The sequence below is a fragment of the Larkinella soli genome, from assembly GCF_003703975.1.
GTDB lineage: Bacteria > Bacteroidota > Bacteroidia > Cytophagales > Spirosomataceae > Larkinella > Larkinella soli.
In genome coordinates this window covers 163,838-180,453 of sequence record NZ_QTJY01000003.1, presented here as the reverse complement: position 1 = coordinate 180,453, position 16,616 = coordinate 163,838, and the positions used below count along the sequence as shown (strand labels likewise).

General features: G+C 60.0%; 8 protein-coding genes. 3 read left to right on the top strand and 5 right to left on the bottom strand.

Annotated features, from left to right (window positions below; all coding sequences use genetic code 11):
* Positions 1-3 precede the first annotated feature (3 nt).
* From DX909_RS10520 to DX909_RS10505, 4 genes are all read right to left on the bottom strand, one after another.
* Positions 4-3,600: a SusC/RagA family TonB-linked outer membrane protein gene (locus DX909_RS10520; RefSeq protein ID WP_128545130.1), complete on the bottom strand. Its 3,597-nt coding sequence runs from the start codon at positions 3,598-3,600 to the stop codon at positions 4-6.
* 37 nt (positions 3,601-3,637) lie between these two features.
* The gene (locus DX909_RS10515) at positions 3,638-4,660 is read right to left on the bottom strand and encodes a FecR family protein (protein ID WP_128545129.1); all 1,023 of its coding nucleotides are present in this window, start codon (positions 4,658-4,660) and stop codon (positions 3,638-3,640) included.
* Positions 4,661-4,752: 92 nt separating this feature from the next.
* Positions 4,753-5,325 carry an RNA polymerase sigma factor gene (locus DX909_RS10510; protein ID WP_128545128.1) on the bottom strand — a complete coding sequence of 191 codons (573 nt, stop codon included), beginning with the start codon at positions 5,323-5,325 and terminating at the stop codon, positions 4,753-4,755.
* A 324-nt stretch (positions 5,326-5,649) separates the two neighbouring features.
* Entirely contained in the window at positions 5,650-7,041 is a 1,392-nt protein-coding gene (locus DX909_RS10505) for a purple acid phosphatase family protein (RefSeq protein WP_128545127.1), read from the bottom strand.
* Between the two features lie 165 nt (positions 7,042-7,206).
* Between DX909_RS10505 and DX909_RS10500 the strand changes: the two genes are divergently transcribed.
* The 3 genes from DX909_RS10500 to DX909_RS10490 all read left to right on the top strand — a co-directional run bounded on the left by DX909_RS10500 (position 7,207) and on the right by DX909_RS10490 (position 12,821).
* Positions 7,207-9,456, top strand: a complete 2,250-nt coding sequence (locus tag DX909_RS10500; RefSeq protein ID WP_128545126.1) for a ligand-binding sensor domain-containing protein — start codon at positions 7,207-7,209, stop codon at positions 9,454-9,456.
* 65 nt (positions 9,457-9,521) lie between these two features.
* The gene (locus tag DX909_RS10495; RefSeq protein ID WP_128545125.1) at positions 9,522-10,568 is read left to right on the top strand and encodes a polysaccharide deacetylase family protein; all 1,047 of its coding nucleotides are present in this window, start codon (positions 9,522-9,524) and stop codon (positions 10,566-10,568) included.
* A gap of 63 nt (positions 10,569-10,631) precedes the next feature.
* Positions 10,632-12,821: an ATP-binding protein gene (locus DX909_RS10490; RefSeq protein ID WP_128545362.1), complete on the top strand. Its 2,190-nt coding sequence runs from the start codon at positions 10,632-10,634 to the stop codon at positions 12,819-12,821.
* Here DX909_RS10490 and DX909_RS10485 read toward each other — a convergent pair.
* The gene (locus DX909_RS10485; RefSeq protein WP_128545124.1) at positions 12,785-16,165 is read right to left on the bottom strand and encodes a VCBS repeat-containing protein; all 3,381 of its coding nucleotides are present in this window, start codon (positions 16,163-16,165) and stop codon (positions 12,785-12,787) included. The two genes, DX909_RS10490 and DX909_RS10485, sit on opposite strands and share 37 nt — an antisense overlap.
* Positions 16,166-16,616 lie beyond the last annotated feature (451 nt).

Below are 16,616 nucleotides of genomic sequence, written 5' to 3'. Positions count from 1 at the left end.
CGGTTACAGACTGAATCCTACTTTAAAACCTACCGGAATGGTCCACGGCATCACGTTCTGCAGCTCGATTCCCTGACGGAACCGGCCGTTGTCGGCCTGGAAGGCGCGCTCGGGGTCGATACCGATTTTGGCGGCCGTCCACAGGATCAGGTTGCGGCTGTATACCGAAACGTTGACGTTCCGGAAAGCCCCCAGCTTCGGAAGGGTGTAGCCGAGCGATATTTCCCGCAGCTTCACGAACGAGGCATCGAAAGTGATCTGCTTGTTGAAGCTCCACGGATAGGTGTCGGTGATCGGGTAGACGTTGGTGCCCGGGCCGCCGAGGTGTTCGGTATAGGAACCGTCGGCATTCTGAATCACGCCCGGAATGAATCCTCCGTCGTATTCCAGTACCCCGTCTCCGTTCGAATCGAAGCCCATTCCGCCGGTTTCCTTGGTATGGCCGCCCACCCGCGGGAAGTTGCCGTTCTCAGGGATGATGTATTGCTCCGGGTTGGACTTGAGCAGGTTGGCCAGTTCCTCAGGCGAGTATAAACCACCCGGGATCAGGTTGTTCAACTGGCGCTGCGACCGCCAGTCGGACTCGCCGTAGCGGTAGGTATACGACTGAAAATTACCTCCGCTGCGCCAGTCGAAGCTGGCGTTCAGGGTAAACCGCTTGTAGCTGATGGCGGCCTGCATCCCCATCATGAAACGGGGGTTGAAGTTGCCCACCTTCTCCCGCTTGTTCCGGTCGTTGACGGCGATCCATTCGCCGTTCTTGCTCAGGATCGGCCAGCGGTAGTAAGGGGAACTGGGGTCGGTAACGGTGGCATACCCACGGCTGTACAGGTTGCCGATCTCTTCCCCCACGAAGGAAAAGGCACCGCCGTTGTTGTCGTCCCAGAGCTGGTAGAAGTCGATGCCTGGGGCCAGTTCCTTGATGGTGGTCCGGTTGCGGGTGAAGTTCAGGTTGAGGTCGAGGGTCCAGCCGGCAAGGTCCTTGATGGGGGTTCCGCCCAGGGCCAGTTCCCAGCCTTTGCTGACCAGCGCACCGGCGTTGATCAGTTTACTGCCGTAGCCCGAAGAGGTCGGTGTGGTCACGGTCAGGATTTGATTCCGATTTTCGGCGTTGTAATAGGTACCGTCGAACCGCAGCCGGTTGCTGAACAGGTTCAGTTCCATCCCGAATTCCGTCGAGGTCTGGATCTCGGGTTTCAGCTGCGGGTTCAGCAGCGTCCCCGAAACGTTGGTCGTGATGAGGCTTCCCCACGAGCCGGTTCCGAGGGCGGGCACCAGCCGGTAAGGATCGGTGTCGTTCCCTACCTGCGCCCAGTTGGCACGGAGCTTCAGCAGGGAAATCTGCTGCGGCAGATTGAAGGTGTAGTTGGCGAGCCAGGCCAGCGAAGCGGAGGGGTAGAAGTAGGAACGGTTGGAGGCCGGCAGCGTGCTCGACCAGTCGTTGCGGGCGGTCAGGTCGAGGTATACCATGTCCTTATACCCCAGGGAAGCCGTACCCAGCAGGCTGTAGATGGCTTTTTCGGCCGTTCCGTTGCTGAACTGGAGGGCGGTGTTCGGGACGTTGCCGATGCGGTACAGCCCCGGAATGGTCAGGGCCGATCCGCCCATGTACGAATCGCGGTACTTCTGGGTCATGTAGTTTCCGCCCCCGGCGATGCTCCAGTCGAAGTCGTTCAGCTTCTTCTTATAGGTCACCATGAAGTCGGCGTTGGTTTCCTGACGGGCGATGTCCTGGAGATAATAGCCCCCGTTCCGGACCCGGGAATAGCTCCAGGGGATTTTGGTTTCGCGGTTTTCGGTAAACTGGTCATGCGAAATCCGGCCGTAGGCCGATAGGTCCTGCGATATCGTCCAGTCCAGCTTGATGTTTCCGAAGATGCGGTCCCGAACAAAGCCGTTATTGATCCCGTAAGCCAGGAAATACGGATTGTCCCCATTGGTCGCCGGAGCCCGCTGCTGAATTTCCTCGCTGCCCGGCACCCAGTAGTCCTTCAGTTGACGAACGTCGACGTGCGGATACAGATACACCGCTTCCAGCGGGTTGGCACCCCGGTTGTTGGTCGACGGGCGGTTGTTCGATTTCGAACGGACGAAGTTCAGGTTCGTATTCAGCCGGAAGTTCTTGTTGAGATCGAACGAAACCGCCGAGGCCAGGGAATTCCGGTACAGGTCCGAATTCGGGATCAGACCCTTGTTGGTCATGTTGTTGAACGAAACCCGGTAGGTGGTTTTGTCACCGGCCCCGGCCAGGGCGATATTGTTGGTCGAGGTGAGGCCGGTTTCGAGGAAGTTTCTCATGTTGTCCTTGTAGGACACCAGCGGGGTGGCCACCTTGTTGCCGTCGGGTCCCACCGGGCTGTTCCACTGCACCGCCGTATTCCCCATATCCAATGCCGGGCCGCCCCAGTAAGCCGAACTTTCGTCCAGACGGTTGTTGCGGTCGCCGTTGGCGTATTTGTAGTGGAAGTCCAGGTAGCGGTAGGGCCGCTCGAACACGTTGCTGGTGGAAAACGTAATGCCGAGCCCCCGGCTTTTCGATCCTTTTTTTGTCGTCACGAGGATGACCCCATTACCGGCCCGCGAGCCGTACAGGGCCGCTGCGCTGGGGCCTTTCAATACCGAGATGCTCTCGATGTCCTCCGGGTTGAGGTCGGAGATGGCGTTCCCGTAGTCCACGTTGTTGCGGTCACCCATGGAGCGGAGGTTATTCAGGTTGTTCGCCACCGGCACCCCGTCGATCACGAACAGGGGCTGGTTGTCGCCGGTGAGGGATTTGGCCCCCCGGATCACGACGCTGATCGATGAACCGACCCCGCTGGTCTGGTTGATGGCGACCCCCGGAACCCGGCCGGCCAGCGAATTGATGGCGTTTTCCTGCGGAACGTTGGTCAGGGCGTCGCCCTTCAGTTCAGGTACCGCATACCCCAGCGAGCGTTTTTCCCGCTTGATACCGAGCGCCGTTACGACCGCTTCCTGCAGGGTTTCGGCCCCTTCCGTCAAGACCACGTCGATGGTGTTCCGGCTGCCGACGGTTACCTCCTGGGCCTGATAGCCGATGTAGGAGAAAACCAGAGTGGTGTTGGGGCCGGCCACATCGAGGGCGTAGCGGCCGTTGCCGTCGGTGGTGGTCCCGACCTGCGAACCCTTGATGACGATGTTTACCCCCGGAAGCCCTGTACCGTCGATGTTCGAGGTCACCCGGCCGGATACCTTACGGTTCTGCCGGGCGTCGTTCGGATCGGTCAGGGCGTCGGATTTTTTTCGGATAATGATGTTTTTGTTGACGGTCCGGAATTCGAGGGCCGTCTGTTGGGAGATGCTGGCTAAGACGCTTTGTAGATTTGTGCCATTTTCAATGCGGATGGATCTGGACAGGTCATTCTTCAGGTTATCCTCGTAAAAGAAGGTGTAACCGGTAGTCCGGGTGATCTTGTCCATGATTTTCAGGATCGATCCCTCCTCGTGACTGAAGCTGGTTTTTACCTTCTCCAGGTCATTTTCCGGCTGTTTCGCCGATGCAGCGGAGCAACACGTCCCCACCAGCAATGCCATTGCAAAAAGACACCTCAGGGTCTGCTGGACGATAGAGTTCGCATTCATAGTTTTTGGATTGAGTGTTTCATGAAGGTAATTAGGGTTAACGCGAAATAGTGACGGTCCGCCCGTCGATCTCATAGCGGGCGTTCATGGCAAAACAGAGCGATTCTAGGATGGCCGGCAGGCTTTCGTTCCGGTGCTTTCCGGTAAAGGACGACCCGTACATCGTCGAATCCTGGATGACGACCTCGACGTTGTACCACCGTTCCAGGGTCCGTTCGACCTGTTCGAGGGGCGTGTTGCCGAATTGCAGCGCCCCGTCGACCCAGATGCTTTCCTGCCCGGCATCCACGCTGGTAATCTGATACTGATCGGTTTTTTTATGAAAGGTGAGCTGTTGGTTTTTCGTCAGGATGACGGGCGATTCAGGCCGGCCCGCGATGTCGACGCTGACCTTCCCGGAATGCACCGTGATCACGATCTCGTCGTCTTCGGCATAGGACCGGATGTTGAAGGAGGTGCCGAGCACTTTCACTTTCAGGTCGTCAAGGGCAATGGTGAACGGGCGGGCGGGGTCGCGTTTGACGTCGAAATAAGCCTCGCCGTTCAGGGCCAGCTTCCGTTCGTTCCGGCCGAAACGCTCCGGAAAACTCAGGCGGCTCGCCGAATTGATCCGGACCCTGCTGCCGTCGCTCAGTTGGACGTTCTTCCGGCTCCCGCGCGGAACGGCCTCTTTCCGGGCAAAGGCGTCGTGGGGAGTCGTCGCGGAGATGCGGCCGGTGAGCCGCGCGTTGCCGGGCCGGTCGATGAACGCATACCAGCCGGCTCCCAGCGCCAGCACGAGGGCGACCGTGGCGGCCAGCCGGCCGTAGTCAGAAAAAAAACGACGGAAAAGTCCGGGGCGTTCGGGGAGGGGTTCGGCTTCGGGGGAGGGGGCCGGGTCGGCCGGGGTGTCGGTCGTTTCCTCCGCCATCAGCGAATGGAAATAACGCTCCAGAATATCTGAATACTCCTTCAGCGAGTCGTCGTTGGCCAGACCTTCCAGCAATTCGTCCAGTTCGGCCTTCGACAGCTCATTGCTGATCAGTTTGTTAATCAAATAGTCGGCGCGGGACCGTTGCATCGTAAGCTTCGTTTGTGAATCTGCTTATGATACGGTGGCCGGTTTCTAAAAGACTATCGATCAGGAAAATATTTTTTGCCGGAAGGGAAGGGTCAGCGATTCAGGAGAAACAGGGAAATGAGGGTAGCCACGGTGGCGAAGTCGACCTTTTCGCGCAGGAACTGTTTGGCCTTCACCAGTTGGTTCTTGACGGTATTTTTGGAGATGTGCATCATCTCGGCAATTTCCTGGTAGGATTTGCCTTCCTCGACGTTCAGCATCAGAATCTGCTTCCGCTTTTCCGACAACAGGTCGATGGCCGTATTCAGCAGCCGGATTTTGGCCTCCTGTTCTTCGAGTTCCTCCTCGCGGGCGGCTTCCATGCGCTCCATGTACTGCTGGCGGAGGTGCTGGCTTTTCTCGATTTTCTTCAGATTATCGAACGCCAGGTTCCGCAGGCAGGTGAAGAGATAGGAGGTGAAGTTCAGTTCCGGATTGATCTGGCTACGGCGCTCCCAGAGCTTGATGAAGACCTCGTGGAGCATGTTCTCGGCTTCTTCCTCGTCCTTGAGGATCGTGATGCAGAACTTCAGCCCCGGTTTGCGGTAATGGTTGTACAGAACGGCAAAGGCCTTCTGGTCACCCTGAATTACCTTCTGGAGAATTTCAACGGTAGGAGCGCTCATTGGAAACGGAGATTAATGATCCTCTGGAAAAAGCACGTATGGAATACTGACTTTATATACTGATAAAAAATAAAGCGATTATCCTAATCCACTGAATCGAAGCAGTCCGCGTATACCCTGTTCCGGTATTGATTCCTGTACTCCCGTTCTATTGCCCGATGATTTCCGCTATTGAAGGTAATTCCGCTCCTGCCGCCACGCCCGGTCTCCCAATTCTCCGCAGGTCGAAGATTATAAAGTTAAAGTAACATCATTTCCCGTAAACTTTCGTCGCAAATTGCGTAAATATACCTTCAATTTGCGCAGTATGTTTTTCGGTCCGGCTTACTTTCCCTGCTTGCGGGCCTTGTACTCCCGGAAGCGCCGGTTGTATTCCTCCAGATCGGCCTCCTTATACCGGTTCCGGTACTCGGCCGGCAGGTCGAGCCGTTCGGGTGCCAGGGCCGGAGAGGTGTCCGCCAGCACATTCCGCCCCCGGCCGTCCTTCGTCAGTTCGAAGGCGTCGTAGCGTTCGCCCGTCACCGTGAACGACTGGTAGGAGAGCCGGTTCCCGTCGATGGAGATGATCTGGTACAGCTGGGTATTGGAAGCCGCCCGGTCCATCCAGTCCTGGAGGCCGAGGTCATACATCTTCGGCCCGCTGACCGACACCACATACACCGGCCCGTCGGGGTATTTCCGGCTTTTTCCGAGCGGCATATTAAGTCCGCGCGCATACGTGTGATCGTGTCCCTGGAGCACCAGGTCGACTTTGTGCTTTTTGTAAAGCGGCTCCATGGCCGCCCGCCATTCCTTATTGTCGCGCCCTTTGGCCGTGGAGTAAATCGGATGGTGATGCACCACCACCGTCCAGCGGTTCGGATTGTCGGCCAGGGTCCGGTCGAGCCAGTCGGCCTGGGTTTTCAGCAGCGTCGAGTCGAGCAGGGCTCCCTGGGAGTCGAGCGCCACGAACCGCACGCCCTGATAATCCAGATAATAAGCCGTCTCCTTCAGCCTCTCGGGGCCGTTTTCCGGCAGCACGAACGACGGCCGCCAGTGCATCGACACCCGGCGCGGGCCGTTTTCCGGTTTGAAGTATTCGTGGTTGCCGGGTGCGGCCAGGGTCGGAATCATGCCGTTGATCCAGCCGCCCGCTTCGAACCATTCGGCCCACTGCCAGTCGGTATTCGAGGTGTTGATCAGGTCGCCGGCATGGATCATCAGCTTGGCTTTCGGCAGGTTGGAATAGGCACCCCGGATGGCCCGCGACCAGAGGGAACGGATGTCGTTCTGGGCATCGCCGAAATAGATGAACGAGAAGGGAGCCGGGCTGTCCTGGGCCGTCGTGAAATGGAACCACTCCGTCCAGTGGGTGCCGTCGCCGACCCGGTAGGCATACTGGGTATTGGGTTTCAGGTTGCTGAACTGAACCGTATGGTACAGCACCGTCCGGCCGTCCAGCACCACCCGCTGCGTCTGGGCCGGAACCGTGGCCGCCTTTTTGACGAAGTCGGGCGAGGGGTCGGCTTCAGCGACGGCCCCGACGGCCCCGGTGACGGTGGAGTCGGTGCGCCAGTTGACGGATTGCGAGGTGGCCGGGTTGCCCTGGTACCCCAGCACCAGGCGGTCTGGATAGACCGAGGGCGGATAGGACTTGTGTTCCTGCGCGTAGGCGGGCAGCAGGGCCGGTACGAGAAGAAACCAATAAATTATATCACGGAAAAGTCCGGTTCGCATAGGGATACGGTTAGTCACTATCTAATACCGGCAAAGATGCCAAATGGACTATTACCGGTGTGTTAAACTTTCCGCCTGCCGTTCACGAAAAATTACCGCTGCCGATAGTCCGGTCGGGGAACCGGGGAGTATTGTGGGCGTATCAGCCCCTGACCGAACGCACCGATGACCCTTTCCGGCCTTTTCAAACTGACGCTGCTCCTCGGTATCCTGTTTCTGTTTTTCAAGTCGCTGCCGCGGAACGACCGGCCGGAAGCCGGCACCGTCTGGAAGGACAGGGACTTTCTGCAGGAGTATCATGAGCCGTATCCGGTTTTTCCGGATGGAAAGCCGGTCGGGGTACGGAGCATCACGGTGGACGGGGCCGGCCAGGTCTGGATCGCTACGGAAGCGGGCGTCTACCGAAAAAAAACCGGTGAAACCGCCTTCCTTCCCGTGCTGCCGGAAGCCGACCGCGGCCCGGCCTTCTCCGTAACCACCGACCGCCGGGGAACCGTCTGGATGAGTGCCTGGAACGGGATTTACCGCGCCGAAGGAAACACGGTCGTTCCGCAAACCGGGCCGCCATCGCCCATCGCCGTGCTGGCTCCGGCGCCGGAAGGTCTGTATGCCCTCGGACCGCATGGCCTCTGGCTGCTCGGACCCGGAGGCTGGCAGAAAAAAACCGATACCCTGGCCCGTTCCGTCCGGGCCGCCGTGGCCGGGCCGAAGGGGAGTTTCTGGATCGCGTCGGACGTCGGCCTGTATGAGATTGGAAAGGCCGTGACCCGCCGGATCGTGGCCCCCACCGAATTGCCGAGCGCCTACGTAAAAGGGGTGGCTTTCGACACGGAAGGTAACCTCTGGGCGGGTGCCCTCGGGGGCGTTTCCATCCTGAAGGAAGGAAAGACGGTCCGGTTTTTAAGACCGAAAGACGGCCTTCCCTCGGCCGAGGTGACCACGGTCGAACGCGCGCCCGACAGCACCATGTGGGTCGGAACCAAAGGGGGCGTGGTGCGGTTTCGGCCCGACGGCAGCCGTTCGCTGCGGTTCAGCCGGCGGTGGCTGCTCGACGACCAGGTAAACGACATCGCCTTCGACCGCGACGGAACGGCTTGGATCGCCACCCCCCAGGGAGTGAGCGCCATCCGCCGACGGCCGATGACGCTGGCCCGGAAGCAGGATTATTTCTACGATGTGCTGATGAAACGGCACATCCGCACGCCCTGGATTGCCGGCCAGTGCCGCCTGCGGACGCCGGGCGACCTGTCGACCTGGGAACCGGACGACGACGACAACGACGGGGAATACACCGGCAACTACCTCGCCATGGAAGCCCTCCGCTATGCCGTCACGAAGAGCCCGGATGCGAAGGAGAAGGCCGCCAAGGCCTTCCGGTTTCTGAAACTGCTCCAGGAAGTGACCGGAACGGACGGCTTTTTTGCCCGCACCATCGTACCCGCCGACTGGAAGACCGTCGACGATGCCAACCGGACCTACACGACCCGGGAACTGGCCGACGAGCTGGTGAAGGAACCCCGCTTCAAGCCGGTGGAGGTGCGCTGGCGCAAGTCGGCGGACGGGAAGTGGCTCTGGAAGGGGGATACGAGCAGCGACGAATTATGCGGCCATATGTTTGGCTATTATTTCTACTATGAACTGGTGGCCGACGAAGCGGAGAAGACCGTGATCCGGCAGCACGTCGCACGGATTCTGGATTACCTGATGAAGCACGATTACAACCTGGTGGACATCGACGGCAAACCGACGCGCTGGGCGGTCTGGTCGCCCGGCCGGCTCAACCGCGACCCCGAATGGGCGCCCGACCGGAGCCAGAACTCGATGGAACTGCTGGCTTTCCTGAAGCTGGGGTATTACATGACGTGTCAGGAAAAATACCAGAAAGAATACCTTCGGCTGATCGAAAAGGAACATTACCTGGAAAACATGGACCGCATTCCGGAGCAGAACCCGGCCTGGTTCATCTACTTCGACGTCATGCTGCAATCCTACGTGTATCCGATCCTGATTCGCTGTGAAGAGGATCTGACGCTCAGGAAACGCTATATCAAACACATGGACGACTGGATGGAGCGCCGGAAGGGCGACCGGAACCCTCAGATCAATTTTCTGTACGGCTATGCGACGGGTAAAAAGGTGGAACTGGCCTCGTCCATCGAATTTCTGGTCGACACGCCCCTGGACCTGATCAACTGGACCGTCGACCACACGAAACGCGAGGACATCCGGATCGTGCGCTCGCCGGTGCTGGACGAATGGCAGACCAGCGAACTGCCGCCGGCCAGCATCCGCACCGTGGTCCGCTGGGACAAAAACCCCTGGGCGGCCGTCAACGGCAACCCCGACATCGAGCGCGAACCGGTCTTCTGGCTGTTCCCCTACTGGCTGGGGAGGTATATGGGAATGATTGAATAATTGAATGATTGAATGATGGTTCGTCGTTTCGAATGAATGGTTGTAATCTTTAAAACTTGTTGGTTATGAGAGTTTTGTGTTTGATTGCTTTCGTGTGTTTTGTGAATGGGGCGGCCTGGGGGCAGCAGACGTATGCGGAGAAACTGGGCTGGCCGAAAGGAGCGAAGGTGGTGATTTTCCACGTCGACGACGCCGGCATGTTCTACTCCGCCAACCAGGGTACCATCAAATCCATCGAGCAGGGCGTGGCAACCTCCACCAGCATCATGATGCCCTGCGCCTGGGCGGCCAGCTTCGTCAACTACGTCCTGAAAAACCCGACGGTCGACGCCGGTATTCACCTGACGCTCACCTCCGAATGGAGAGACTACCGCTGGGCTCCCCTGGCCGGCATCAAACAGGTTCCCACCCTGACCGACAACGAGGGGGCGCTCTGGCGCTCGGTCGAGGAGGTGGTGAAACACGGCAGCCCCGACGAAATCGAAACCGAAATCCGGGCGCAGGTGGACCGGGCCATAAAGATGGGCCTCAAACCCACGCACCTCGATTCGCACATGGGGACGCTGTTTGCCACCCCGGCTTTTCTGGAACGATACATCAAGGTCGGGATCGAGTACGGCATTCCGGTGATGTTTCCCGGCGGCAACAACAAACTGCTGATCGAATGCGAAGTGCAGCCGGTCATCGACAAACTGAAGGCCGAGGGCAAATGGCGGGACGGCATGGAACTTCCGGTGCCGGAACCCCTGAAGCAGACGAAAGCCATCGGGGAAAAGATCTGGAACGCCGGCCTGCCGGTTCTCGACGACCTGCACACCATGAGCGGCTCCTGGAAACCACGGAATGCCGACAACAACTTCGAAGCCTGGGGGAAATACAAAACGGAGAAATTCAAGGAGACCCTCCGGAAAATGCAGCCGGGCGTCGCCATGCTCATCGTCCACAGCAACGACCGGAACGATACCTTCCAGTACGTCAGCGGGTCGGGCGGCTCGCGGCTGGCCGACATGCTCTCCATGATGGACCCCGACCTGAAAGCCTTCCTCCAGTCCGAAGGCATCATCCTGACCACCTGGCGCGAACTGATGGAACGCCGGCGGCAAATCAAATAACTACCGGTTTTTCCGTACTTACCTGAACGAACCATGCGAATAGCTACTACCTGTTATCGTTGGATGACGGCCGTCGTCCTGCTGGCCCAAACCCACCTGCTTTCCGCCCAGGCGGTATATCAGGACAAACCCTTTGTACAGGACTACAGCGTCAAATACTACCTGAATCAACCCAACGTCAGCCTGTCCGGGCTGGCCTGCGACCGCAACGGGGTTATCAGCCTGCTGAGTTCCGACGGCGAACTTTTTCATCCCACGGGCGGCCAGTTCCTGCACCCCGGCATGGTCGTTCCCGACAACCGCTACCGGTTCATGAAGGACAAGGACCTGCGGGCCGTGGCTACCCACGATCAGCAGCTGGTTTACCTTGACCGGCAGGCCGTCCTGAGCAATGCCTGGGCGGGGCAGCCGTATTTCCGTCATGAGTTGCCTAACGCGAAATGGATGGCCTGCGGCCGGGATTTCAGCACCCTGATTTCCGACGGAAGCGCCCTGCATCTAGTCCGGGATTCGAAAACGCTCTGGAAGGGCAGCCTCCCGGCCGACGAGGTGATCGCCCTCCGGGCGCAGGAGGGCACCGACCGGTTCTGGGTGCTGGGCCGGCGCTCCCTGTCGACGTTCTCCCTCTCCGGCAACCAGTTGACGAAGGTGTTCGACGGGGCCGATTTCATGGCGTTCGACCTGGCTGAACAGGGCCGGAAGGTGATCGTCGGCACACGGGACGGATATATCGAGTTCGACGCGGTGAACCGAAAACCGGTCGGTACCGTCCGGAAAAAACTGCCCTCCACCGAGATTACGGCGGTGGCGGAGGTCGACGGGCGGCTCTGGTTCGGCTCCCCGCAGGGGGCTTTCGCCCGGAGGCCGGACGGCGGCTTCGACTATTTCAACGGCGAACGCTGGCTGCCTTCCAACGAGGTGGTCGGTCTGGCACGGGGTCGCCGGGGCTCGGTGCTGGTGCTGACCAAAGCCGGTTTGGGCGAAATCTGTTTTAAAACCATGACGCTGCTGGACAAGGCCCGGTTTTATGAGGAGCAGGTGCGTTCGCGGCACATCCGCAACGGCTTCAACGCATCGCTGAGCGGCATGGAGAAAGGAAATCTCGGCACCGGTTTTCTGGCCGATTCGGACAACGACGGACTCTGGACGTCCATGTATCTGGCGGCCGAGGTGTTCCGGTATGCGGTGACGAAAGAGCCTGAGGCCCTGCAGAACTGTCGTGAGTCGCTCGATGCCATGGAGCGCCTGTATACCATCAACCCCGTGCCCGGTTTCCCGGCCCGTTCGTTCGAGCGTAGCGGCCACATCGCCGAACTGTCGGACCCGGAGCGCTGGCAGCACGCCAAACACCCGGACTGGGACTGGAAGGCCACCACCTCCAGCGATGAGGCCATCGGCCACATCTTCGCCTTCGGGGCCATTGCCGAACTGATCGACGACGCCCGGCTGAAGAAACAGGCCGTGATGCTCATCGACACCCTGATGAGCCACATCGTTCGCAACGACCTGTATCTCATCGACTACGACGGTAAGCCGACACTCTGGGGCAAATGGAATCCGACCTACGTCAACTCGTTCCCGAAAACCGTCGGCGACCGGAAGCTGAACTCGTCCAACATCATCGGGATGCTGCAAACCGCCTACCACTTTACCCGCAAGGAAAAATATCGGCAGAAGGCCCTCGAACTGATGCAGAAACACGGGTATCTGGACAACCTGATGACGCCTATGAAGGAAATCGGACGGGCGCCGGACCAGGCTGACGACCACAGCAAAATGCTCTCCGACGGCTGGAATCACTCCGACGACGAAATGTATTTCGTGGGCTACTGGGGCCTGTACCGCTATGCCCTCAACGATACCCTGAAAGCGAAATACCGGCAGGCCATTATCGACCACTGGGAAGCCGAGCGGCCGGAGAAGGAGGGGGCCTGGAACATTTTCACCGCCCTGACCGGCACCCGAAATTTCGACCTGAACGAAGCTGTCTGGTACCTGAAGGAACATCCCCTCGACCTCATCGACTGGTCGATCATGAACAGCCACCGGAAAGACATCGAGATGATCGAACCCAATTTCCGTCGACAAACCACCCGGGAAGTGCTGCCCCCCGACGAGCGGCCGGTCCAGCGGCACAACGCCAACATGTTCAGCCTCGACCGCAAGGGCGGCAACGGAACCTCCGAACACAGCGCGGGCGACATCTGGCTGCTTCCCTACTGGATGGGACGGTATCTGGGCGTGATCCGGTAGGTTTCCAGCGGCCCGCCGGTGTTGGCGACCACCAGCAGCGCAGAACCGTGCTTCCTGTGCAGAAGGACGGAGCCTTTGGCGTCGCGGTCGGCGTGAAGGCCGGAATTCGGTTCGGGCCGGAACCCGCCCCGGCCGTCGCCCAGCAGCAGCGTGCCGCACGAAGCATCGGGCCAGCCCCCGATGGTTTCCGTCGCATAGGAATTTCCGGTGAGCAGGGCGTCCGGGTGGCCGTCCTGGTTGAAATCCCGCACCAGAATGCCCTGCACCGTCGAGAACTGGGCTTCCATCGGCAGCGGCCGGGCGTTGAACCGGCCGCTGCCGGCATTTTCAAAGTACATACTCCGGAACTCGGTGGCGCTCGTATGGTAGGCCGACCGGATTTCCTCCGCCGTGAATGACTCCGCAAAACCGGCTTTGGCGTAGGACGCGAAATCCGGGAACCGTCGCTTCATGGACGGAATCTGGAACATCAGCAGGTCGCGGGCCGGGGTCAGGAATTTCCGGGCTCCGTTGTAATGGGTCAGGATCGGGTCCAGCCGGCCGTTATTGTCGAAGTCGGCGGCATACACCTCGATGGGCCGTTCGGGCGTGGGCCGGTAGCGGGTGTTCAGCCCCCGGTTGCCGGCCATCAGGTCCGCGTCGCCGTCGTGGTCGAAGTCGCAGGCGATCAGGGTGTTCCACCAGCCGGGGCCGGGAGAATGGTTGAATGATTGAATTGCTGAATGATTGAATTGTTGGCCTTTTGCGTTTTTGAGGATTATGAGGGGCATCCATTCGCCGGTGAGGGCGAGGTCGGGCCAGCCGTCCCGGTCGGTATCGGTCCAGACGGCGGAGGTGACCAGGCCGATTTTTTGAAGGCCGGGGGCCAGTTGGGCGGTTACGTCGGTGAAATGCCCGCCGTCGTTCCGCAGCAGCAGGCTCGATACCGGCATGGGGTAGCGCCCCGGTTCCAGGCGGCTGCCCCGAAACAGATCGAGGTCGCCGTCGCGGTCGAAATCGGCCGCAACCACGCACGAGCCGCTGATCCCGATGCGGGGGAGGGCGGTTTCGTCCGGCCGGAAATTTCCCCGGCCGTCGTTGCGGTACAGCCGGTCCCGGTAAGCCGGTGAAAGGCCGTCGGCATGGCTTCCGCCACTGACCACGTACAGGTCGGCATCTCCGTCCCGGTCGGTGTCGAGGAACAGCGCCCCGGTATCTTCCTGATCCGCGTTTTTCGGAATTTCTTTCCGGGTAAACCGACCGTCAGGCTGCTGGAGGAACAAAACCCCCGGCCGACCGAAATCGGCCCCGACGTACAGGTCCTCCAGCCCGTTGCCGTCGGCGTCTCCCACGGCCAGGGAAGGCCCGTTCTGCGAATGCTTGTGGGGGAGGAGGGGCGTGCGGGCAAAGTCGTTGAATTCGCTTTCGACATGCGTATAGGCCAGCCCGGTTTCTACCGGGTCCAGTTCCTGAAAAGCCGTCAGGGCACTGGAGGATTCGGGCCGGGAGAAACCTTCCGGGCGGAAGGCAACGGTCAAAAGCTGATCGGCCGGCACCCGGCGCAGCACCTGCCTTTGGCCGGTATTCCAGTCAATCTCCACCGAATCCACCAGCGCGGTCTTTCCTAATCCGAAATGGAGAACCGGCTCCACCGAGGAAACATACCCCCGCGTCGGGTTCAATTCTGCCGATTGCACCTCCCGGCCGGTATAGACCAGTACCTTCGTGCCCTGGGCAGGCTTCCGGTCGAGGGCCACCCGAAGCCAGTGGTTGCAGGCGGCTTTTTCTTCCGGCTTTCCGGTACCGGTTTCATTCAGCGTGTTTTCGTAGACCAGGGCTTCGTCGTCGATCCGGTTGATGAGGATATCGAGGTCGCCGTCGTTGTCGAGGTCGGCATAGGCGGCCCCGTTAGAATACCCGGGCGCATCGAAGCCCCAGCGGGCGGAAACGTCCTCGAACGTCAGGTCGCCCCGGTTGCGGAAGCAGAAATTCGTCAGCTTTACCTCCGGCAGTTCCCGGAGCCGGCGGGCGGCTTTCAGTTGTTTTTCCTGCGTATCGCCGAAACCGCCCGCACCGAGGTCGGCCAGATAGGCCGTGAAGTCGAGGTTGGTGACGTCCCGGCGGTAGCCGTTGGTGATCAGCAGGTCACGAAAGCCGTCGTTGTCGAAGTCGGCGAACAGGGGCGCCCAGCTCCAGTCGGTTTTGTCGACCCCGGCCAGTTGGCCGATCTCCGAGAACCGCGCCGGGCGGTGCCCGCCGACCGGTTCGTCCGGTCCGGCTCCCCGGTTTAACTGAAGCGTGTTTCGCATGTATTGCGGCTGGTAGCCCATCTGGAGGTCCATCCGGAAACGGTCGTAATTATAGCCCGGCAGCATCATTTTCTGCCGTTCGTTGGTGTGGGGGAGCATGTCCACCACCATGATGTCGGGCAGGCGGTCGTTGTTGACGTCGGCGATGTCGACACCCATGCCGTTGTGAGTCTGGTGGCGGAGGTAGTCGGCCGCCCGGTTGGTGAAAGTGCCGTTCCGGTTATTGATCCAGACGAGGTCGTTCGACAGGAAATCATTGGCGCAATAGACGTCCTCCCAGCCGTCGCCGTTCAGGTCGCTGATGGCCAGCCCCAGGCCGTAACCCTCGATGGTGATCCCGGCCTGACGCGAAACGTCGGTGAAGCGGGGATGGTCCCGGGGGCCGTCGTTGCGGTAGAGCCGGTCGGTGGAGGGCGCTTCGCCGTTCAGCCGTTTGGGCCGGAGGGCGTTGCGGTTCTGGCGGTCGAGGGCGTTGGTCAGGACGTAGGCGTCGAGGTCGCCGTCGTGATCGTAATCGAAAAAGGCGGTCTGGGTGCTGTATCCCTGATCGTCCAGCCCGTATTCCCGCGCCATTTCCCGGAACCGGACCGGCGCGCCCGGAGTACGGGTTTCGTTGATGAACAGGCGGTTGGCCCGCCGGGAAGTGTCGGAGCCGAAACCGGCCACGCTGACGTATAGATCCTGAAAGCCGTCCTGATTGAGGTCAACCACGGTCACCCCGGTACACCAGACGTCGGTTTTCAGGCCTGCCGGTTCGGTGACGTCCTCGAACTGCATCCCGCCCCGGTTCAGATACAGCCGCCCCGACACCTGATTGCCTGAAAAGTAGACGTCCTGCCGGCCGTCGTTATTGAAATCCCCGATACCGACGCCCCCGCCGTTATACAGGTATTCGAACCGCAGGATATTGAACGTGTCGGACTCCTGAATCCGGTTGCTGAACCCGATTCCGGTCCGGGACGACGGCAGCCGCCGGAAGAGCCGGCCGCCGGTCGGCTCGCTCCCCAGCATCCAGGAGATGGAACCGATACAGGCAAGGAGGAGTAGGCGCTTCATGTCAGGAGTTTGGGGTTGAGGGGTTCGGGAGTTGTGGGGAGTTGCTGGTTTTATCCTTCCGACGCTTTTGTCATCACATTGCTTTTGTCATCCCGAGGAACGAGGGATCCTGGACCCGGAGGTTTATAGGGAAAACTCCTTGTCTCGTCAGGACCACCCCCCGGCCCCCTCCTTAGAAAGGAGGGGGAGTGCTCCGCCATTTTCAGGTTCTGCGAAGCCCCCCCTCCTTGCTAAGGAGGGGGCCGGGGGGTGGTGGTTCAGCCGGGGGCGGTCCGGAGAGTCTGCCCGAATGCGCAAGCGGCCCACTGACGGTTGGGGAAAGCGCCATAAGGGACTTTTGCGGCTCCGAAATGACGGATTCGGACCAGCAGGAGGGTCCCCCTGCGTCGGAATGACAAAAGCATCGTAGCGAAGAAAGACTGGGCTTGATAAATGCATTTGGTTGTATATA